This is a genomic window from Salmonella sp. SA15303 (assembly GCF_029962125.1).
Classification (GTDB): Bacteria; Pseudomonadota; Gammaproteobacteria; order Enterobacterales; family Enterobacteriaceae; genus Salmonella; species Salmonella enterica.
Genome location: NZ_CP123924.1, coordinates 98,112 through 119,059, shown reverse-complemented (window position 1 = coordinate 119,059; position 20,948 = coordinate 98,112). Strand labels below are relative to the sequence as shown.

Sequence of the window (20,948 nt, the reverse complement as noted above, 5' to 3'; positions counted from 1 at the left end):
ATTCGCTTACACGCCAAATTCTTCCCGGTATGCTCGCACAGCCGCCAGATGCTCAGCCATATCAGGTTTTTCTTCCAGATAGGCAATCAGGTCTTTCAGCGTAATGATGGAGATAACCTTACAACCATAGTCGCGCTCCACTTCCTGAATCGCGGAAATCTCGCCGCGGCCACGTTCCTGACGATCCAGCGAAATCAGTACGCCAGCCAGCGTAGCCCCGTGCGCCTGAATAATCTCCATCGACTCGCGAATCGCCGTACCTGCGGTAATCACGTCATCCACCAGCATCACGCGGCCCTGTAGCGCGCTGCCCACCAGACTCCCGCCTTCGCCATGATCTTTTGCCTCTTTGCGGTTAAAGCAGTACGGCAGGTCTTTATCGTGATGTTCCGCCAGCGCAACCGCCGTCGTCGTCGCGATCGGAATACCTTTGTACGCGGGGCCAAACAGCAGATCAAATTCAATACCGGAATCCACCAGCGCTTCGGCATAAAAACGGCCTAACAACGCCAGGTCGCGCCCGGTATTAAACAGCCCGGCGTTGAAGAAATAGGGGCTTTTGCGCCCGGATTTCAGCGTAAACTCGCCAAACTTTAGTACCTGCTTGTTAAGCGCAAACTCAATAAACTGGCGCTGATACGGTTTCATGGATTCGCTCCTTTTCTTACTTTCATCATTTACGAAATTTACGGACAAAAAAAAGGCGACTTTTCAGTCGCCTTAAAATCAATTTTCTAACGCCGCCTTCTGCGTCGCCACAATGGATTCAATTCCCCCTCGGGCCAGCGCCAACAAAGTGAGAAGTTCTTCATGGCTGAACGGCTCGCCTTCCGCGGTACCCTGTACTTCAATAATACGGCCGTCTTCAGTCATCACGACGTTCATGTCGGTTTCTGCGGCGGAATCTTCAACATATTCCAGATCGCAGATCGCTTCGCCGTTAACGATGCCTACGGAAACCGCCGCCACCATGCCTTTCATCGGGTTGGTTTTCAGCTTACCGTTGGCAACCAATTTATTCAGCGCATCCGCCAACGCCACGCAGGCGCCGGTAATAGACGCTGTACGCGTACCGCCATCGGCCTGGATTACATCGCAGTCCAGCGTAATGGTAAATTCGCCGAGCGTTTTCAGATCGACCGCCGCACGCAGCGCACGCGCGATCAAACGCTGAATTTCCATAGTACGGCCGCCCTGCTTACCCTTTGCCGCTTCGCGCGCGTTACGGGTATGGGTAGCGCGAGGCAACATGCCATACTCTGCGGTGATCCACCCCTGGCCTTGTCCTTTCAGAAAACGTGGAACGCCTTCTTCAATGGAGGCAGTGCACAACACTTTGGTATCTCCAAATTCGACCAGTACCGAGCCTTCAGCGTGTTTTGTATAGTTACGGGTCAGGGTTACGGGACGCACCTGATTAGCGCTACGGCCTGCTGGACGCATATTGAGATCTCCGGCTTAAAACGAATGTGGCTGCGCATTATACGGACTTCCGATGGTTATTCCTATCCTGACAAGGCCTGGATAGCTATAATCCCCTCATCTCTCCTTTAAAAACGGGAACATCTATGATCCGCAGTATGACCGCCTACGCCCGGCGTGAAATCAAGGGTGAATGGGGTAGCGCGACCTGGGAAATGCGCTCGGTAAACCAGCGTTATCTGGAAACTTACTTTCGTCTGCCGGAACAGTTCCGTAGTCTTGAACCCGTCGTGCGCGAACGCATTCGTACACGCCTGACGCGCGGCAAAGTCGAATGTATGCTGCGTTTTGAACCCGATGCCAGCGCGCAAGGCGAGCTTATTCTGAATGAAAAGCTCGCGAAACAATTAGTTAGCGCCGCAAACTGGGTCAAAATGCAGAGCGACGAAGGGGAAATCAATCCGGTTGATATTTTGCGCTGGCCAGGTGTCATGGCGGCGCAAGAGCAGGATCTGGACGCGATTGCCGCAGAAATTTTAGCCGCACTGGACGGTACGCTGGATGACTTTATCGTCGCGCGCGAAACGGAAGGCCAGGCGCTGAAAGCGCTGATTGAACAACGGCTGGAAGGCGTCAGCGCCGAAGTAGCGAAAGTCCGCGCGCATATGCCGGAAATCCTGCAATGGCAGCGTGAGCGCCTGGTCGCGAAGCTGGAAGATGCTCAGGTTCAGTTGGAAAACAACCGTCTGGAGCAAGAGCTGGTGATGATGGCGCAACGCATTGATGTGGCGGAAGAGCTGGATCGTCTGGAAGCGCACGTCAAAGAGACTTACAACATTCTGAAGAAAAAAGAGGCGGTAGGTCGCCGTCTGGACTTTATGATGCAAGAATTTAACCGTGAGTCGAACACCCTGGCCTCCAAATCCATCAACGCTGATGTAACTAACTCCGCTATTGAATTAAAAGTGTTGATCGAGCAAATGCGCGAGCAAATCCAGAATATTGAATAATTCTGGCGCTCAATATGTCACAGAGCCCGCCTTATGCGGGCTCTCGCGTTTATCGGTAGTACGTTTTTAATTTCCGGCGAATAGCGTCGATAAGGCGTCGCTTCCACTCTACCGTTGAAGCCCGATACTGCATAAAAATAGCGCCTTCCGCCTGCTCCCCGGCAAGCGGCAGGACAAAAAGACCGCGCTTATCGGATAAATTTTCATACCAGGGGCGCGGTACAATCGCCATTAGCGGCGCCGACTGGACAGCAGGCGCAAGTTGACTGTAATCATGACAAACAAACGCCAGCGGACGTTCAAACCCGGCACGAGCCTGCTGCCTGTCCAGTTCGTTGTTCTCTTTTGTCCACGGCAAACAGTAAATGTGTTGATAATGCTGCAGATCAGCAAAATTCAACGCTGTGGCATTCTCCAGACGTGAACGCAATGGCGCGCCATAAACCGCGATCAAACGCGTAGTCCCCACCCGCTCGTAATGCAGAGCGCTGACCTGCTTTTGATGGTCGCCAATTGCCAGCACCAAATCAACCGAGCTATCCAACAGTTCATCACGCCAGGGTCGGCGGGCAAAAGGAAGGCACTCGATCACCGCCTGATGAAGATGACCTTTCTCTGCGAGAACAGGCGTAAGCAGCGCGTTCAATGCGGGAGGAAGTACCACCCGGAAACAACGGGAGCCGTTCTCTTTATCGCCAAACAGCTCCTCATTAAGCGAAACAAACACAGGCGCCAATTTGTCACGCAGCGCCTGCGCATAAGGCGTAGCAATCTGGCGGTTCCCTTCCCGTCGAAACAACGGATCGTTTAGCGCATCGCGCAATCTCATTAGCGCATGACTTACCGCAGAAGGCGACAAAGCCAGCTTTTGCGCCGTTTTCCCCGTAGAGCTCGTCTCCAGCAGCACATACAGTACTTTTAACAGGTTCATATCCATTTGCAGCAAGTTCATTAAACGTCTCTCTTATTGAACCTAGCTAAATTACTGCCAGGTATACTGCGGGCGCTTCAATCAGGAGAACATTATGAATCGCTATGCATTATTCTTTGTATGTATATTTTCAACATCAGCACTTCCTGCCATGGCGGCATTAGATCCTTCACAACCGTTATCACCCGCGCCTCCGTTATCACTGTTTAAAGCGTGGGCTAAGCCTATAAAGCCGTTTCAAATCACAGAAGGCGTGTGGTATGTCGGCACGAAAAATCTCTCTTCTATTCTGCTGACCACTCCGGCAGGGCATATTCTTATTGATGCGGGGTTGGATGAAAGCGCACCGCAAATTAAAGCGAATATTGAAGCGGCAGGATTCCGCCTCACAGACGTGCGCTATCTGTTGAACAGCCATGCGCGGCTGGATCAAGCGGGGGGCATGGCACGTTTGAAAGCGTGGAGCGGCGCACAATTGGTCGCCAGCCAACCCAACGCCGATCAGATGGCGAGGGGTGGACGAGAGGATTTTGCGCTTGGCGATGCGCTCCCCTTCCCGCCCGTCACCACCGATAAAATTATCCACCACCAGGAAAGCATCATCCTCGGAGGGATAACCGTGACAGCGCTATTCACGCCTGGGCATCTACCCGGCTCAACCTCCTGGCGCGTAACGCTCCGCAACGGCAAGACACTAATTTACGCTGACAGTCTCGCCACGCCCGACTATCTGCTGATTAACAACAAAAATTACCCTGACCTGGTTACTGATATTCAGGGTAGCTTTAAGACACTGGCCGCCCAGCATGTCGATATCTTTATTGCCAATAAAGGTGACCGCTTCGGGCTACTGGAGAAACGACAGCAACTTCGCAACGGCGATACGCAGGCATTCTTTGATTCCAATGGCTTGCAACAGTATGTAGAACGCTCGCGTCAGCGCTTCATCACACAACTTACCGCACAGCAGCCATAATGAAATGACTCACTGGCGGCGCGTCCAGGGCGCCGTTCAGGTAATTTATCTAAGTCAAAATAGAAAAACCTCGCATACAATAAACCACAAAAATGATGTTCAATTTATTGATATTTATAATAAATAATTATTAATCATAAATTTAAAATCATTACTAAAATTTATTAATCGTGTAATGCCTTAGAAAATCTCAATCGTGATACAGCGCACAAATCGTTAATCTTCGCCCCCAGTAAATTAGGGGGAAATCATGCTGTTGCACGTTCTTTATTTAATTGGCATCACTGCCGAGGCCATGACGGGCGCACTCGCTGCGGGTCGTCGTCGCATGGATACATTCGGCGTAATTATTATTGCTACCGCCACCGCCATTGGTGGAGGCTCGGTTCGCGACATTCTGCTCGGTCACTATCCGCTGGGTTGGGTGAAGCATCCCGAATATGTCATTATTGTGGCGACTGCCGCTGTATTGACCACCATTGTTGCCCCCGTCATGCCCTATTTACGCAAGCTTTTCCTGGTACTTGACGCGCTGGGGTTGGTGGTTTTCTCTATTATTGGCGCTCAGATAGCCCTTGATATGGGCGAAGGGCCAATTATCGCCGTGGTAGCCGCCGTCACTACCGGCGTCTTTGGCGGCGTGCTCCGCGATATGTTCTGCAAACGCATTCCACTGGTGTTTCAAAAAGAGCTATATGCCGGCATTTCGTTCGCCTCGGCGGTGCTCTATATTGCGCTGCAACATTACGTCATGAATCCGGATGTCGTCGTTATCTCTACGCTACTGTTTGGCTTTACAGCAAGGTTATTAGCGCTACGTCTTAAACTTGGCCTGCCGGTATTTTATTACCGCCATGAAGGGCACTAAGACCCAAATCCGGGAATATGCTGAGCAGCCAGCCATCTGCTCAGCGTTTTGATCTGCGGATTATCCCGCCAGTCGATAACTCTCCCGGCACGACGCTCGCCCGTCGCTGGTAACTGCCGCCAGTGTTGCTCTGTTCGCATTAATAACTGCTCCCATGAACGATCGCCGCTGGCCTGTAATGCAGCCTGCGTTAAGGGGATATCCATCGCCATGATCCAGCGGGTAAACGACTGCCGGCGCGCCAGGTTAAATTGCCGCCATATCTGCTCGCTTTTTCCTTTAGCAAAGCCTGGCGTGTTGGCTATTTGCGCTGACGTCAGGGTAAGCCAGGAGAAGATATGCTCAAAGCGATGCGTCTGATGCAAGGCCCGCCAGCTGGCTTCACCCATTCCGTCCAGACCCAACGCCGACCGTGACCCCAGCCATATCAGCCTGGAGATAAACTGTTCCTGACACGTTGCCGACGCGTAAAAGCAGGTCAGCGAGTTGAAATGGCTATCAGGCGGTACAGGCTTACTCCGCTCACGACTCCGCCAGACGACCTCATCAAGCCGGGGAATGCCTTGCCCGGCCAGACTCACCAGGATCTGATCGCCCGGCGCGATATCCCACGCTTCCCAACGTTTCACAGAACCGATATTGACCCGCTGAACCCGCTTATCATCCAATATAACGGGGACAAGCGACGCTACTACGGTAATTTTGCCGCTTTTCCCCACCGAGAACTGAATAGCGCTCACTTGCGCGACCTGCGCTACTGGCGGATATTTCCATGCTGCCAGCCAGTCGCCCTGCCCGGGTCGCCAGTGTTGTGACGCAGGTTCTTTAGCCATGCGTATCACTACGCCATCCGTTACAAAGGGTAATGCTGACGTCAGCCATGACTGGCGCGCCCGCTCGACCTCGCTGGCATCTTTTACCGCCAGGGTATATTTATTCGTCAGACTGAATCCAGCCTTAGCAAGTTGGCTTAATCTTTCGGGCATATTTGCCGGACCGTCCGGCCACGCCCAAATAAAAATACCCAACGAATTTAGCGCGGAGGCGTTATCCTGGCGCATTAACATTCCTGCGACTTTCGAGCGCGCATTCATCCCGCCCATCCGTTGCTGGATATGTCCCTCGCGCTGTAGAAAGATTTCGCCCTGCAACACCGCGTTAGCAAGCGCGCCTTGTGTTGTCTGCGGTATAGAGGGGATCAGGCGAATTTTTGGCGTCCAGTCCTCGCCTTGTAGTCCGTTACCCCGGCTAATGGCCCTGGTCAGTTTACCGTTTTGATAAACCAGTGTTACCGCTACGCCATCCACTTTTGGCTGTACCCAAAGCTCGCTGCGCCCGCGCATCCACTGTTCTACCGCCTGTCGGTCCGCGAGTTTACGTACGCCCGTGTGTGCAACAGGGTGCATTGTTGTACCGTTTAACGGCGGTGAAACCGGAGTAGATGAAACATCCTGACCAACACAGCGTTGCCACTGAACCAGCCTTGCGCTGAGCTGGTCGTACACACTATCGTCAACCGCGCTAACACCTTGTTTCCAGTAGATGTCATTCCAGTCAGCGAGCTGTTGCTGTAAACGGGTGATTTCTTCAGCGGCCCTTGCTGGCGGCCAGGCCGGGCAAAGCGCCCCACTCTGCGAATGCCACAATAAAATTCCCCACGCCATACTTTTCCATAATCTCATCACAACCTCCTGCGCACATTGCCCGGCAGGTATAGCGCTTTAGTGAATAAAAACCGACAGGTAAAAATGCACCATCCGAGCCGCTTTCCAGATTTTTTGGTGGGTTGCTGCAACGACGCGATAAAAGCGGAAAAAGGGACGCAAAATGCAATAATCTGGCGCAAAAAGTGTGACAAAGACTACGTCGCATAACGGCGATGTGTATAATAAGCCCGTATCAAGGCTCTATTTCGATAATCACAGACGTAAGATACTCATGGCTCAAGGTACGCTTTATATTGTTTCTGCCCCCAGTGGCGCGGGTAAATCCAGCCTGATTCAGGCTTTATTAAAAACCCAACCGTTGTATGACACTCAGGTTTCCGTTTCACATACCACGCGCGCGCCGCGTCCGGGTGAAGTGCACGGTGAGCACTATTTCTTTGTAAATCATGATGAGTTTAAAACCATGATTGGCAGGGAGGCGTTTCTGGAGCACGCGGAAGTGTTTGGCAATTACTACGGCACTTCGCGCGAAACCATTGAGCAAGTGCTGGCAACCGGCGTTGATGTTTTTCTGGATATCGACTGGCAGGGCGCCCAGCAAATTCGCGAAAAGATGCCGCAAGCACGCAGCATTTTTATTTTGCCGCCATCAAAGATCGAATTGGATCGCCGTTTACGCGGCCGCGGGCAAGATAGCGAAGAAGTCATTGCCAAACGAATGGCGCAAGCGGTTGCAGAAATGAGCCATTACGCCGAATATGATTATCTTATTGTGAATGACGACTTTGATACCGCGTTAAGCGACTTGAAAACCATCATTCGCGCTGAACGTCTGCGTATGAGCCGCCAAAAGCAGCGTCATGACGCTTTAATCAGCAAATTGTTGGCAGACTGAACCCACTTTCAGTATCATGCCCAGTCATTTCTTCACCTGTGGAGCATTTTAAGTATGGCACGCGTAACTGTTCAGGACGCTGTAGAGAAAATTGGTAACCGTTTTGACCTGGTACTGGTCGCCGCGCGTCGCGCTCGTCAGATGCAGGTAGGCGGAAAGGATCCGCTGGTACCGGAAGAAAACGATAAAACTACCGTTATCGCGCTGCGCGAAATCGAAGAAGGTCTGATTAACAACCAGATCCTCGACGTCCGCGAGCGCCAGGAACAGCAAGAGCAGGAAGCCGCTGAATTACAAGCCGTTACCGCTATTGCTGAAGGTCGTCGTTAATCACAAAGCGGGTCGCCCTTGTATCTGTTTGAAAGCCTGAATCAACTGATTCAAACCTACCTGCCGGAAGACCAGATTAAGCGTCTTCGGCAGGCGTATCTCGTTGCACGTGACGCTCACGAGGGCCAGACACGTTCAAGCGGTGAACCCTATATCACGCACCCGGTAGCGGTGGCCTGTATTCTGGCCGAGATGAAACTCGACTACGAAACGCTGATGGCCGCTCTGCTGCATGACGTGATTGAAGATACCCCCGCCACCTATCAGGACATGGAACAGCTTTTCGGTAAAAGCGTTGCCGAGCTGGTAGAGGGGGTGTCGAAACTTGATAAGCTCAAGTTCCGCGATAAGAAAGAGGCGCAGGCCGAAAACTTTCGCAAAATGATTATGGCGATGGTGCAGGATATCCGCGTCATTCTCATTAAGCTTGCTGACCGTACCCATAACATGCGCACGCTGGGCTCGTTACGCCCGGATAAACGTCGTCGTATTGCCCGTGAAACGCTGGAAATCTACAGTCCTCTGGCGCACCGTTTAGGTATTCATCACATCAAAACCGAGCTGGAAGAGCTGGGCTTTGAAGCGCTGTATCCCAATCGTTACCGCGTCATCAAAGAAGTGGTAAAAGCGGCGCGCGGCAACCGTAAAGAGATGATCCAAAAAATCCTCTCTGAAATCGAAGGACGTTTGCAAGAGGCGGGAATTCCGTGTCGCGTTAGCGGTCGCGAAAAACATCTTTACTCGATCTACTGCAAAATGGTGCTCAAAGAGCAGCGTTTTCACTCGATCATGGACATTTACGCGTTTCGCGTGATCGTTCATGACTCCGATACCTGCTATCGCGTACTCGGCCAGATGCACAGTCTCTATAAGCCGCGTCCGGGACGCGTGAAAGACTATATAGCCATTCCCAAAGCGAACGGCTATCAGTCTTTGCACACCTCGATGATCGGCCCGCACGGCGTTCCTGTTGAAGTCCAGATCCGTACCGAAGATATGGATCAGATGGCGGAAATGGGGGTCGCGGCGCACTGGGCGTATAAAGAACACGGTGAGACCAGCACCACGGCGCAGATCCGCGCCCAGCGCTGGATGCAGAGCCTGCTGGAGCTACAACAGAGCGCCGGTAGTTCGTTTGAATTTATCGAAAGCGTAAAATCCGATCTCTTCCCGGATGAGATTTACGTTTTCACCCCGGAAGGGCGCATTGTCGAACTGCCCGCTGGCGCTACGCCGGTGGATTTTGCCTATGCAGTGCATACCGACATCGGTCACGCCTGCGTCGGCGCGCGTGTCGACCGCCAGCCTTATCCGCTGTCGCAGCCGCTTAGCAGCGGTCAGACCGTCGAAATTATTACCGCGCCGGGCGCGCGTCCCAACGCCGCCTGGCTGAACTTTGTCGTCAGCTCTAAAGCGCGCGCTAAAATTCGTCAGTTGCTGAAAAACCTCAAACGTGATGACTCCGTAAGCCTGGGCCGTCGTCTGCTTAACCATGCTTTAGGCGGCAGTCGTAAGCTGGCGGAAATTCCGCAGGAAAATATTCAGCGCGAATTGGATCGTATGAAGCTGGCAACGCTTGACGATCTGCTGGCGGAAATCGGTCTCGGCAACGCGATGAGCGTAGTGGTCGCGAAAAATCTGCAGCAAGGCGAAGCCGTGGTGCCGACCGTTGCGCAATCGAATCACGGCCACCTGCCGATTAAAGGCGCGGATGGTGTGCTTATCACCTTTGCGAAGTGTTGTCGTCCGATCCCAGGCGACCCGATCATCGCTCACGTCAGCCCAGGTAAAGGACTGGTGATCCACCATGAATCCTGCCGTAATATCCGTGGATACCAGAAAGAGCCAGAGAAATTTATGGCGGTCGAATGGGACAAAGAGACGGAGCAGGAATTCATTACCGAAATCAAGGTGGAAATGTTTAACCATCAGGGCGCGCTGGCTAACCTGACGGCGGCGATTAATACCACCACCTCCAATATTCAAAGCCTGAATACTGAAGAGAAAGATGGTCGCGTCTATAGTACCTTTATTCGCCTTACCGCACGTGATCGCGTACATCTGGCGAATATCATGCGCAAAATCCGCGTGATGCCAGACGTCATTAAAGTCACCCGTAACCGAAACTAGCGCTATGAATCCAAAACGTTATGCGCGTATATGCGAAATGCTCGCCAGGCGTCAGCCTGATCTCACGGTCTGCATGGAGCAAGTCCACAAACCTCATAATGTTTCTGCAATCATTCGTACCGCAGATGCCGTTGGCGTCCATGAAGTCCATGCTATCTGGCCAGGTAGCCGGATGCGCACCATGGCTTCCGCGGCGGCGGGCAGCAACAGTTGGGTACAGGTGAAAACTCACCGTACCATTGGCGATGCGGTAGCCCATTTGAAAGGACGGGGAATGCAGATTCTGGCAACCCATCTTTCTGATAAAGCCGTAGACTTTCGCGAGATTGATTACACGCGCCCGACCTGTATTCTGATGGGTCAGGAGAAAACCGGTATTACTCAGGAAGCATTAGACCTGGCGGATCGGGATATCATCATTCCTATGATCGGCATGGTACAGTCGCTGAACGTTTCCGTCGCCTCCGCGCTCATTCTTTATGAAGCCCAGCGCCAGCGTCAGAACGCGGGCATGTATCTGCGTGAAAATAGCATGTTGCCGGAATATGAACAGCAGCGCCTGCTGTTTGAGGGTGGTTATCCGGTGCTGGCGAAAGTCGCTAAACGTAAAGGTCTGCCTTATCCTCGCGTCAATCAGCAGGGCGAAATAGACGCCGATGCTGACTGGTGGGCGACGATGCAGGCGGCAGGGTAATCACCATGTCAGGCCGCTTGTTAGACGCTGTTCCGCTCAATTCCCTGACAGGCGTCGGCGCAGCGCAAAGCAGTAAACTGGCGAAAATTGGCCTGCATACCGTGCAGGACCTCCTGCTTCACCTCCCTCTGCGTTACGAAGACCGTACGCATCTCTACCCCATTGGCGAACTGCTACCTGGCATCTACGCCACCGTTGAAGGCGAAGTGCTGAACTGTAACATCACTTTCGGTGGTCGTCGGATGATGACCTGCCAGATTAGCGACGGTTCCGGCATTCTTACCATGCGCTTTTTCAATTTTAACGCGGCGATGAAAAACAGCCTGGCGACGGGACGACGTGTGCTGGCCTACGGGGAAGCGAAGCGCGGCAAGTATGGCGCAGAGATGATCCATCCGGAATATCGCCTGCAGGGCGATCTCAGCACGCCGGAACTTCAGGAAACGCTCACCCCCGTCTATCCGACCACCGAGGGCGTGAAGCAAGCGACACTGCGCAAGCTTACCGATCAGGCGCTGGAGTTGCTCGACACCTGCGTCATTGCCGAACTACTACCGCCGGAACTGGCGCAGGGTATGATGAGCCTGCCGGAGGCGCTACGTACCTTGCATCGCCCGCCGCCGACACTCCAGCTCGCCGATTTAGAAACCGGTAAGCACCCGGCGCAGAGGCGCTTAATCCTTGAAGAGCTGTTGGCGCACAACCTGAGTATGCTGGCCCTGCGCGCTGGCGCGCAGCGCTATCACGCGCAGCCGCTAAGTACCAACAACATATTGAAAGACAAGCTGCTGGCGTCGTTGCCGTTTAAACCCACCAGCGCGCAGGCGCGGGTGGTGGCAGAGATCGAACGTGATATGGCGCTCGATGTGCCGATGATGCGTCTGGTTCAGGGCGACGTGGGTTCCGGTAAAACGTTGGTTGCGGCGCTTGCCGCCTTGCGCGCTATTGCCCACGGTAAGCAGGTGGCGTTGATGGCGCCGACCGAACTGCTGGCTGAACAGCACGCAAATAATTTCCGCAACTGGTTCGAACCGTTGGGCGTTGAAGTGGGTTGGCTGGCCGGTAAACAAAAAGGTAAAGCGCGTCAGGCGCAGCAAGAGGCTATTGCCAGCGGTCAGGTGCAGATGATTGTCGGCACTCACGCTATCTTCCAGGAACAGGTGCAGTTTAACGGGCTGGCGCTGGTCATTATCGATGAGCAGCACCGCTTTGGCGTCCACCAGCGTCTGGCGCTGTGGGAAAAAGGCCAGCAGCAGGGCTTTCACCCACATCAGTTGATCATGACCGCAACGCCCATTCCTCGCACCCTGGCGATGACTGCCTACGCCGATCTCGATACCTCGGTGATTGACGAGCTACCGCCGGGCCGTACCCCTGTCACTACCGTTGCTATTCCGGATACCCGTCGCCATGAAATCATTGATCGTGTGCGCAACGCCTGCACAACCGAAGGCCGTCAGGCCTACTGGGTCTGTACGCTGATTGAAGAGTCCGACCTGCTGGAAGCGCAGGCGGCGGAAGCCACCTGGGAGGAGCTCAAGCTGGCGTTACCGGAGTTGAATATCGGCCTGGTACACGGCCGCATGAAGCCCGCCGAAAAACAGGCGGTGATGCAGGCCTTTAAGCAGGGTGAACTGCATCTGCTGGTCGCCACTACGGTGATTGAGGTGGGGGTCGATGTTCCTAACGCCAGCCTGATGATTATTGAAAACCCGGAGCGACTGGGCCTGGCGCAGTTACACCAGCTCAGAGGACGCGTTGGCCGTGGCGCGGTCGCGTCGCACTGCGTGCTGCTCTATAAATCGCCGTTGTCGAAAACGGCGCAGAAGCGTTTACAGGTATTGCGCGACAGCAACGACGGCTTTGTGATTGCACAAAAAGATTTAGAGATTCGCGGCCCGGGGGAATTACTGGGCACGCGCCAGACGGGTAACGCCGAATTTAAAGTAGCTGATTTGCTGCGTGATCAAGCCATGATCCCCGAAGTTCAGCGTATTGCCCGTCATATTCACGAACGTTATCCACAGCAGGCACAAGCGCTGATTGAGCGCTGGATGCCGGAAACCGAACGTTATTCCAACGCCTAATCCTATTCGCCGCGCGACAGAGCCAACAGAAGATCCTCAATCTGGATAGCGATAACGTCCTGGGCTGCCAGGGCATCGCGCGAGATACGCGTTGCCATCGCACTCTCCGGCTCGTCCCGCAGCATTTCCGCCGCCTTCTGCACCCCGTCGAGGATCATCTCCGACGTTAACTGCCGGGTTAAAAACGCCAGATTATTTTCCAACCACGGTTCTTCCGTCGCACCTAATGGCGGTTGCCACTGCCACGAGCCTTCTGGCCAAAGCGGGTTAACCTCTACCGGATAAATTAAATGTGCGGCGTACTGCAACGCGCATACCGCTTTACCCGGCGTATCCAGTAACCACCACTGATTCCAGAGCGAACGGATAAACGGCGCAATGCCGCCGAGAACATTGAAGGTATCCAGCCAGGTCAGCGGAGAGTTGAAACCGCGCTCGTGATTGATTCGCGCCAGCATGGTCTCCAGCAAAAAATGCCGTACCTGCTGACGCTGAGCGGCATCCATCATTTCCCGCCAGAGATAAGGCCGCCGTAACGCACGCAGGAAAGACTCCTCGAAGTGATCGCCATAGCCATGGGTTAACAGCGTTTCGCGCCAACAGGCAAGGCACAGCGGAAACAGATAACGAAACAATTCCGGCTGCATCGGTTCGTGGTAAACCAGATTCAGCACATAATAAACGCTCAGATGCCAATCGGTAATCTGCCGCCAGTCCGTCGCCGCCAGCGCCTGCAACTCAGCATCGGCATAGTCAAACTCCGCTTCCCACACGTTAAGAACCGGCGGCTCATCGCCAAAAATATGACGGCAGCGTTCACGCAGGGTTTCAGGTTGACGGCAACGTTTTTTCATCTTTATCCGGCAAACATTGGCAGCATCAGGTACAGCTTGATCACCAACGCATTGACGATATCGATAAAGAACGCGCCGACCATCGGCACCACCAGGAACGCCATATGCGAGGGGCCAAAACGGTCGGTAATCGCCTGCATATTAGCAATGGCGGTCGGCGTTGCGCCAAGGCCAAAACCGCAGTGACCCGCCGCCAGCACCGCCGCATCATAGTTTTTCCCCATCATGCGCCAGGTGACGAAGATCGCGTACAGCGCCATGAAGATGGTCTGTACCACCAGAATCGCCAGCATCGGCAGCGCCAGTGACGCCAGTTCCCACAGCTTCAGGCTCATCAGCGCCATTGCCAGAAACAGTGACAAACTCACGTTCCCCAGCACCGAAACAGCACGCTCAAATACGCGATAAAAACCCACCAGCGCCAGGCCATTGCTGAGGATCACCCCAACAAATAGCACACAAACGAAGACCGGCAGTTCAAGCACCGTTCCCGCCAGTAGCTGCGCTACGATTTTGCCCACGGTCAAACAGATAGCAATCAGGGCGATGGTTTCGATTAGCACCAGAGAGGTGATCATACGGCCCACATCCGGCTTTTCAAAGGCTGTCGGCACGGCCTGATCGTCAGGCATTCCATCCGGCGTGGTGGAGTGTTTCACCAGATAACGCGCTACCGGGCCGCCAATCAACCCGCCCAGCACCAGGCCAAAGGTTGCACATGCCATCGCAACTTCGGTGGCACTGGCAAAACCATAACGTTCGACAAACAGTTTACTCCACGCCGCGCCGGTACCGTGTCCGCCGGACAGCGTAATTGACCCGGCAATCAGCCCCATTAACGGGTCCAGCCCCAACAGACTCGCCATGCCGATACCGATGGCATTCTGCATCAGCAGTAATCCGACCACGACGACCAGGAAGACGCCAACAACGCGTCCCCCCTTGCGCAGGCTGGCAAGGTTAGCGTTAAGGCCGATCGTCGCGAAAAACGCCAGCATCAACGGATCGCGCAGGGTCATATCAAAGTTGACCTCCCAACCGACGCTTTTTTTCAGTACCAGCAGAGCAACCGCGACCAGTAATCCCCCCGCCACCGGTTCCGGAATCGTATATTTCTTCAATAAGGAGACAGACTGGACCAGCTTGCGACCCAGTAGCAGCACCAGCGTGGCGGCGACAAGGGTCGATAAGGTATCGAGTTCAAACATTTAAAGCTCCTGTAGTGCGCTGTGACATGTGCGCACAAATCATTTCCTGAGTCAGTTTTTTAGCTCTTTGCGAGTCTTCGGCATGGATTTTAAGCAGAAAAAGGCAAAAAGTTATATAAAAAGGTGCATTTATCTTTTTTAAATATTAAGAATATTCGCTCGCAATCGTTTGCTTTTACCATCTGGTCAGATAAAATCACCGCTTTTCCACCACGAGAATGTCCCTGATGTCCGTTAACGCCATCGAGCCGGCAGATGCGCAACCGGTTGCGCAGACGCAAAACAGCGAATTAATTTACCGTCTTGAAGATCGCCCGCCGCTCCCTCAAACCCTTTTTGCCGCTTGTCAGCATCTGCTGGCCATGTTTGTCGCGGTAATCACGCCAGCGCTGTTAATCTGCCAGGCGTTGGGTTTACCGGCGCAGGATACGCAGCACATTATCAGCATGTCGCTGTTCGCCTCCGGCGTAGCCTCTATTATTCAAATCAAAGCGTGGGGGCCGGTAGGATCGGGGCTGTTATCCATCCAGGGAACCAGTTTTAACTTTGTCGCCCCGCTGATTATGGGCGGTACCGCGCTGAAAACCGGCGGCGCGGACGTCCCGACGATGATGGCGGCGCTGTTCGGCACGCTGATGCTGGCAAGCTGCACCGAGATGGTGCTTTCTCGCATTCTACATCTGGCGCGCCGGATTATCACGCCGTTAGTCTCCGGCGTCGTGGTGATGATTATTGGCCTGTCGCTGATTCAGGTGGGGCTAACTTCCATCGGCGGCGGCTATGCCGCCATGAGCGACAACACCTTTGGCGCACCGAAAAACCTGTTACTGGCCGGCGTCGTCCTGGCCATTATCATCCTGCTGAATCGGCAGCGTAATCCCTACCTGCGCGTGGCTTCTTTGGTTATTGCCATGGCGGCAGGCTATCTTTTGGCCTGGTTTATGGGCATGTTGCCTGAGAATAACGCGCCGGTCTCACAGGACATCCTGATGGTGCCGACCCCGCTGTATTATGGTCTGGGCATTGACTGGAACCTGTTACTGCCGTTGATGCTGGTCTTTATGATTACGTCGCTGGAGACCATCGGCGACATCACCGCCACCTCTGATGTCTCCGAGCAGCCGGTATCCGGCCCCTTGTACATGAAACGGCTAAAGGGCGGCGTACTGGCTAACGGCCTGAACTCATTTGTTTCAGCGGTATTTAATACGTTCCCGAATTCCTGTTTCGGTCAGAACAACGGCGTCATTCAGTTGACCGGCGTCGCCAGTCGCTATGTGGGATTTGTCGTCGCGCTGATGCTGATTGTACTCGGCCTGTTCCCGGCGGTAAGCGGTTTTGTGCAGCATATCCCGGAACCGGTGCTCGGCGGCGCCACGTTGGTGATGTTCGGCACCATTGCCGCCTCCGGGGTGCGTATTGTCTCGCGTGAGCCACTGAACCGCCGCGCGATTCTGATTATCGCCCTGTCGCTGGCCGTGGGTCTTGGCGTCTCGCAACAGCCGCAGATCCTGCAGTTCGCGCCGGAATGGGTGAAAAATCTGCTCTCATCCGGAATTGCCGCTGGCGGCATCACGGCTATCGTGCTGAACCTGATTCTCCCGCCGGAAAAACCGTAAAAACCCTGCGGCGGCGACACGATTCGCCGCTGCTGTAACGCTCTTTCACCATTCCTGTCTTGAGGATTGCACGCAAATCGTGCATAAATCCCCTATGTGCATTTCACGGGATGGAAGACCATGAAATTGATTGGGAGGTTGCTTCTCTACGTGCTGATCGCCTGTTTAGTGGTGATTTTCGGCTTTTATTTTCTGCTGCAAACGCGCTGGGGCGCAGATCATGTCAGCAACTGGGTATCAGAGAACAGCGGTTATCACCTCACATTCGACGTGATGGATCATCGTTTTTCCGCCCCATCCCATCTTTTACTGGAGAATGTGACCTTTGGTCGTGATGGTCAGCCTGCTACCCTGGTCGCGAAAACCGTAGATATCGGTCTGAGCATTCGCCAGTTAACCGCGCCGCTGCATGTCGACACGATTCTGTTACAGGACGGCACGCTGAATATTTCAGTGCAAACCGCCCCTTTCCCGTTTGAGGCCGACCGCCTGCAACTTCGCAATATGGCGCTCAATAGCCCCGGTAGCGAATGGCGATTGAGCGCCCAGCGCGTTAACGGCGGCGTTATGCCCTGGCGCCCCGAGGCCGGTCGGGTATTGGGCAATAAAGCCCAGATCCAACTGAGCGCTGGTTCGCTGACGTTAAACGACGTTCCCGCCACGAATGTGCTTATTGAAGGCAGTATCGACCATAATCAGGTGATGTTAAACACCGTCGGCGCCGATATGGCGCGCGGAGCGTTAACCGGCGTCGCCCGGCGTAACGCTGATGGTAGTTGGGTCGTTGAAAATCTGCGGCTGAATGATATTCGGTTACAAAGCGATAAATCCCTGAGCGAGTTTTTCGCGCCGCTTACTACGGTTCCATCTTTGCAGATTAGTCGTCTTGAAGTGACGGACTCCAGCCTGCAAGGACCAGACTGGGCAGTCACCGATCTTGACCTGAGTTTGCGCAATCTGACTCTGCGCAAAGAAGACTGGCAAAGCCAGGAAGGTAAATTATCGATGAATGCCAGCGAGTTTATTTACGGCTCACTGCACTTGCTCGATCCAATCCTGAACGCCGAATTTTCACCACAGGGCGTTGCGCTACGCCAGTTCACTACCCGCTGGGAAGGCGGTATGGTCAGAACTTCCGGCGCCTGGTTACGCGAAGGCAAAGCGCTTATTCTGGACGATACCGCTATCGCCGGGCTGGAGTATACGCTGCCGGAAAACTGGAAGCAGTTATGGATGAAGCCGCTGCCCGACTGGTTGAACAGCCTGACGCTGAAAAAATTCAGCGCCAGCCGCAATCTGGTGATTGATATCGACCCGGCCTTCCCGTGGCAAATCACCGCTCTGGACGGCTACGGCGCAAACCTGGAGCTGGTACAACATCATCAATGGGGCGTCTGGAGCGGCAATGCGACCCTCAACGCCGCAGCGGCAACCTTTAACCGTGTGGACGTGCGCCGCCCGTCGCTGTCGTTGACGGCTAATGCCAGCACGGTCAACATCAGCGATCTGAGCGCGTTTACTGGAAAAGGGATACTGGAAGCCACTGCCAGCGTATCGCAACTGCCGCAGCGTCAGACGCAAATCAGCCTGAACGGACGCGGCGTACCAATGGATGTGCTACAGCAGTGGGGCTGGCCGGCATTACCGATTGCTGGCGATGGCAATATTCAGCTCACGGCCAGCGGCAATATTCAGGCCGATGCGCCGTTGAAACCGACGGTAAACGGGCAATTACACGCGGTCAACGCACAAAAGCAGCAGATAACACAGACGATGCAAGCGGGCGTGGTGTCCGGCGGGGAAGTTACGTCAACGGAGCCAACGCTGTAATTGAGGGCTTTCCCGGTGGCGATGGCGCTTACCGGGCTTACGGTTCTTGCTCATTTGTAGGCCGGATAAGCGCAGCTCACGGCGCCATCCGGCGATTCAGATTTAAAGCGTAATCACCACTTCATTTCCCTGCGGGGTGACCACTACGCCCAGTTCACTTCCCGCATATGAGCCGCATTTGGTACCGCTAATCTGCGTAATATTACGCAGACACAGCGTCCAGTTGCGCGCCTTGCCTTCGCCGCTCACCGTAATGGTATTGCCTGTGCGTTTCGCCTGCAGCGTAAAGATTGTCGAACCATCCGTAGCAGGGACTTCGCAGACCGCTTCGCAGCCGTCATCCAGATGGAATAACTGGAAGGCCGTACCCTCATGCCAGGCGTAATCGGGCTTCTGGCTATTGTTGCCCAGCGCCAGTAGTGTATTGTCACGCACGTACACTGGCAGACTCAGGAAGTCATGCTGCTGTTTATGCCAGCGGCTGCCCTGCACTTCATCGTTGCGCCACAGGTGCGTCCAGCGGCCTTCTGGCAGGTAGAACTCCACGTCGCCCGCTTCACTAAATACCGGCGCTACCATGACCGCATCTCCCAGCATGTACTGGCGATCAAGATAATCACACGCCGGATCGTCCGGGAACTCCAGCATCATCGCCCGCATCATTGGCGTACCGGCTTCGTTGGCACGCGCCGCTTCCCGATACAGATACGGCATCATCCGGCACTTCTGTTCAGTGAAGAAGCGCACCACGTCACAGGACTCGTCGTCATAGGCCCACGGAACCCGGTAGGATTTGCTACCGTGCAGGCGGCTGTGGCTGGAGAGCAAGCCGAATGCGCACCACCGCTTGTAGACATGCGCCGGCGCGGTATTCTCGAATCCGCCAATATCATGACTCCAGAAGCCAAACCCTGACAGGCCGATGGACAGCCCGCCGCGCAGGCTTTCCGCCATCGATTCGTAGTTGGCGTAGCAGTCGCCGCCCCAGTGCACCGGGAACTGTTGCGCGCCCACCGAGGCGGAACGGGCGAACAGCACCGCCTCTTCAACGCCGACGGTCTCTTTCAGCACGTTCCACACCAGTTCGTTGTAGATGTAGGCATAATGGTTGTGCATTTTCTGTGGATCTGAACCATCAAACCACTGCACATCCGTTGGAATGCGTTCGCCGAAGTCAGTTTTGAAGCAGTCCACTCCCATCTCCACCAGGCCCTTCAGCTTGTCGGCATACCATTCGCAGGCTTGCGGGTTGGTGAAGTCGTAAATCGCCAGTCCCGGCTGCCATTTATCCCACTGCCACAAGGAGCCGTCCGGGCGTTTTAGCAAATATCCTTTCTCTTTCAGCTCCTGGAAGACCGGGGATTTCTGGCCGATGTAGGGGTTAATCCACACGCAGACTTTCAGCCCTTTCGCTTTCAGGCGGCGAATCATCCCTTTCGGATCGGGGAAAGTCACCGGGTCCCATTCAAAATCGCACCACTGGAAGGCCTTCATCCAGAAACAGTCGAAGTGGAAGACGTGCAGCGGCAGATTGCGCTCGGCCATACCGTCGATAAAACTGTTAACGGTCGCTTCGTCGTAGTTGGTGGTGAATGAGGTGGTCAGCCACAGGCCAAACGACCAGGCGGGCGGCAGCGCCGGACGACCCGTAAATTGGGTATAGCGGTTCAGCACGTCTTTCGGGGTCGGGCCGTCGATGACGAAGTATTCCAGATACTCGCTCTCGACGCTGAACTGAACTTTGGAGACTTTCTCGGAGCCAATTTCAAACGACACGCACTGCGGATGATTCACCAGCACACCGTAGCCACGGTTGGTGATATAGAACGGGATATTCTTGTACGATTGCTCGGTGCTGGTGCCGCCGTCGCGGTTCCAGGTCTCCACCGTCTGACCGTTACGCACCAGCGCGGTAAAGCGCTCGCCAAGCCCGTAGACGGTGTCGCCCACGCCGAGATCCAGACGCTCGAACATGTAGTTGCGCCCGCTATTGGTGTCCTGCACATAGCCGTTATTTTTCAACTGACTACCGGTGATACGTACACCGTTACGCAGAAAATCCAGTGACCAGATCTCGCCTTTGGTGACGCGCACGCTCAGGCTGCCGCTCTTGAGTTCGGCAAATTCGGCGTTGTTCTGCATCTCCACGTTGATATCTTGCAAGACATTGAGCGGATAATGTGGGCCGTTATCCAAAGCGCCCTGGAAGTGTTCCATCCGTACACCTATCACTCCTTCCTGCGGCGAGAAAAAGCGTAGGGTAAACAACGGGGTATCCAGTTGCCAGGTTCGTTCGCGGACATCACGCGGCGCGGCATAGATCACCATCTCATTCCCGTGCTGTTCAACGTCGAACACCTGAACCGGGTGAATCAAATTAAGGCCAGGCTGGATCAGCCAGTTTCCGTCGCTAATTTTCATAGTCTG

At 54.4% G+C, this 20,948-nt stretch carries 17 protein-coding genes; 10 read left to right on the top strand and 7 right to left on the bottom strand.

Annotated features, from left to right (window positions below; genetic code table 11):
• Positions 1–6 precede the first annotated feature (6 nt).
• Positions 7–648, bottom strand: coding sequence for an orotate phosphoribosyltransferase (gene pyrE / locus QEN31_RS00565; RefSeq protein WP_000806167.1), 642 nt, complete (start codon positions 646–648; stop codon positions 7–9).
• Positions 649–726: 78 nt separating this feature from the next.
• Entirely contained in the window at positions 727–1,443 is a 717-nt protein-coding gene (rph, locus tag QEN31_RS00560) for a ribonuclease PH (RefSeq protein ID WP_001247078.1), read from the bottom strand.
• 125 nt (positions 1,444–1,568) lie between these two features.
• Between rph and QEN31_RS00555 the strand changes: the two genes are divergently transcribed.
• Positions 1,569–2,432 (top strand): YicC/YloC family endoribonuclease, encoded by an 864-nt coding sequence (locus tag QEN31_RS00555; RefSeq protein WP_000621352.1) that lies wholly within the window; start codon positions 1,569–1,571, stop codon positions 2,430–2,432.
• A 49-nt stretch (positions 2,433–2,481) separates the two neighbouring features.
• On the opposite strand, the gene QEN31_RS00550 is transcribed toward QEN31_RS00555, so the two are convergent.
• Positions 2,482–3,384: a LysR family transcriptional regulator gene (locus tag QEN31_RS00550; RefSeq protein WP_001050866.1), complete on the bottom strand. Its 903-nt coding sequence runs from the start codon at positions 3,382–3,384 to the stop codon at positions 2,482–2,484.
• 73 nt (positions 3,385–3,457) lie between these two features.
• Here QEN31_RS00550 and QEN31_RS00545 point away from each other — a divergent pair, with 73 nt between their 5' ends.
• The gene (locus QEN31_RS00545) at positions 3,458–4,339 is read left to right on the top strand and encodes an HARLDQ motif MBL-fold protein (protein ID WP_001082962.1); all 882 of its coding nucleotides are present in this window, start codon (positions 3,458–3,460) and stop codon (positions 4,337–4,339) included.
• A gap of 250 nt (positions 4,340–4,589) precedes the next feature.
• Positions 4,590–5,207: a trimeric intracellular cation channel family protein gene (locus QEN31_RS00540; RefSeq protein ID WP_000924334.1), complete on the top strand. Its 618-nt coding sequence runs from the start codon at positions 4,590–4,592 to the stop codon at positions 5,205–5,207.
• On the opposite strand, the gene ligB is transcribed toward QEN31_RS00540, so the two are convergent.
• The gene (ligB, locus tag QEN31_RS00535) at positions 5,204–6,889 is read right to left on the bottom strand and encodes an NAD-dependent DNA ligase LigB (RefSeq protein WP_052944297.1); all 1,686 of its coding nucleotides are present in this window, start codon (positions 6,887–6,889) and stop codon (positions 5,204–5,206) included. The two genes, QEN31_RS00540 and ligB, sit on opposite strands and share 4 nt — an antisense overlap.
• A gap of 256 nt (positions 6,890–7,145) precedes the next feature.
• Between ligB and gmk the strand changes: the two genes are divergently transcribed.
• Genes gmk through recG form a run of 5 tightly spaced genes read left to right on the top strand, consistent with a single transcriptional unit; the run spans position 7,146 to position 13,010 of the window.
• The gene (gene gmk, locus QEN31_RS00530; RefSeq protein ID WP_000046966.1) at positions 7,146–7,769 is read left to right on the top strand and encodes a guanylate kinase; all 624 of its coding nucleotides are present in this window, start codon (positions 7,146–7,148) and stop codon (positions 7,767–7,769) included.
• Between the two features lie 54 nt (positions 7,770–7,823).
• On the top strand, positions 7,824–8,099 hold the full coding sequence (gene rpoZ / locus QEN31_RS00525) for a DNA-directed RNA polymerase subunit omega (RefSeq protein ID WP_000135058.1): 276 nt from the start codon (positions 7,824–7,826) through the stop codon (positions 8,097–8,099).
• 18 nt (positions 8,100–8,117) lie between these two features.
• Positions 8,118–10,229, top strand: coding sequence for a bifunctional GTP diphosphokinase/guanosine-3',5'-bis pyrophosphate 3'-pyrophosphohydrolase (gene spoT, locus QEN31_RS00520; RefSeq protein WP_000280481.1), 2,112 nt, complete (start codon positions 8,118–8,120; stop codon positions 10,227–10,229).
• Positions 10,230–10,233: 4 nt separating this feature from the next.
• The gene (gene trmH, locus QEN31_RS00515) at positions 10,234–10,923 is read left to right on the top strand and encodes a tRNA (guanosine(18)-2'-O)-methyltransferase TrmH (protein WP_001068437.1); all 690 of its coding nucleotides are present in this window, start codon (positions 10,234–10,236) and stop codon (positions 10,921–10,923) included.
• A gap of 5 nt (positions 10,924–10,928) precedes the next feature.
• Complete coding sequence (recG, locus tag QEN31_RS00510; protein WP_000016759.1) at positions 10,929–13,010, top strand: ATP-dependent DNA helicase RecG; 2,082 nt, start codon at positions 10,929–10,931, stop codon at positions 13,008–13,010.
• Between the two features lie 2 nt (positions 13,011–13,012).
• Here the strand turns inward: recG and QEN31_RS00505 are convergent, their stop codons facing one another.
• Both QEN31_RS00505 and gltS read right to left on the bottom strand, forming a co-directional pair.
• Entirely contained in the window at positions 13,013–13,864 is an 852-nt protein-coding gene (locus QEN31_RS00505; RefSeq protein WP_000745468.1) for a hypothetical protein, read from the bottom strand.
• Positions 13,865–13,866: 2 nt separating this feature from the next.
• A complete protein-coding gene (gene gltS / locus QEN31_RS00500) occupies positions 13,867–15,072 on the bottom strand; it encodes a sodium/glutamate symporter (protein WP_000462256.1) in 1,206 nt (401 codons plus the stop codon).
• A gap of 227 nt (positions 15,073–15,299) precedes the next feature.
• Between gltS and xanP the strand changes: the two genes are divergently transcribed.
• The gene (gene xanP, locus QEN31_RS00495) at positions 15,300–16,691 is read left to right on the top strand and encodes a xanthine/proton symporter XanP (protein ID WP_000115428.1); all 1,392 of its coding nucleotides are present in this window, start codon (positions 15,300–15,302) and stop codon (positions 16,689–16,691) included.
• A 120-nt stretch (positions 16,692–16,811) separates the two neighbouring features.
• Positions 16,812–18,521: an AsmA family protein gene (locus QEN31_RS00490; RefSeq protein WP_000766669.1), complete on the top strand. Its 1,710-nt coding sequence runs from the start codon at positions 16,812–16,814 to the stop codon at positions 18,519–18,521.
• A gap of 102 nt (positions 18,522–18,623) precedes the next feature.
• Here QEN31_RS00490 and yicI read toward each other — a convergent pair whose 3' ends face one another.
• Positions 18,624–20,942 (bottom strand): alpha-xylosidase, encoded by a 2,319-nt coding sequence (gene yicI, locus QEN31_RS00485; protein WP_000702987.1) that lies wholly within the window; start codon positions 20,940–20,942, stop codon positions 18,624–18,626.
• Between the last annotated feature and the right edge of the window lie 6 nt (positions 20,943–20,948).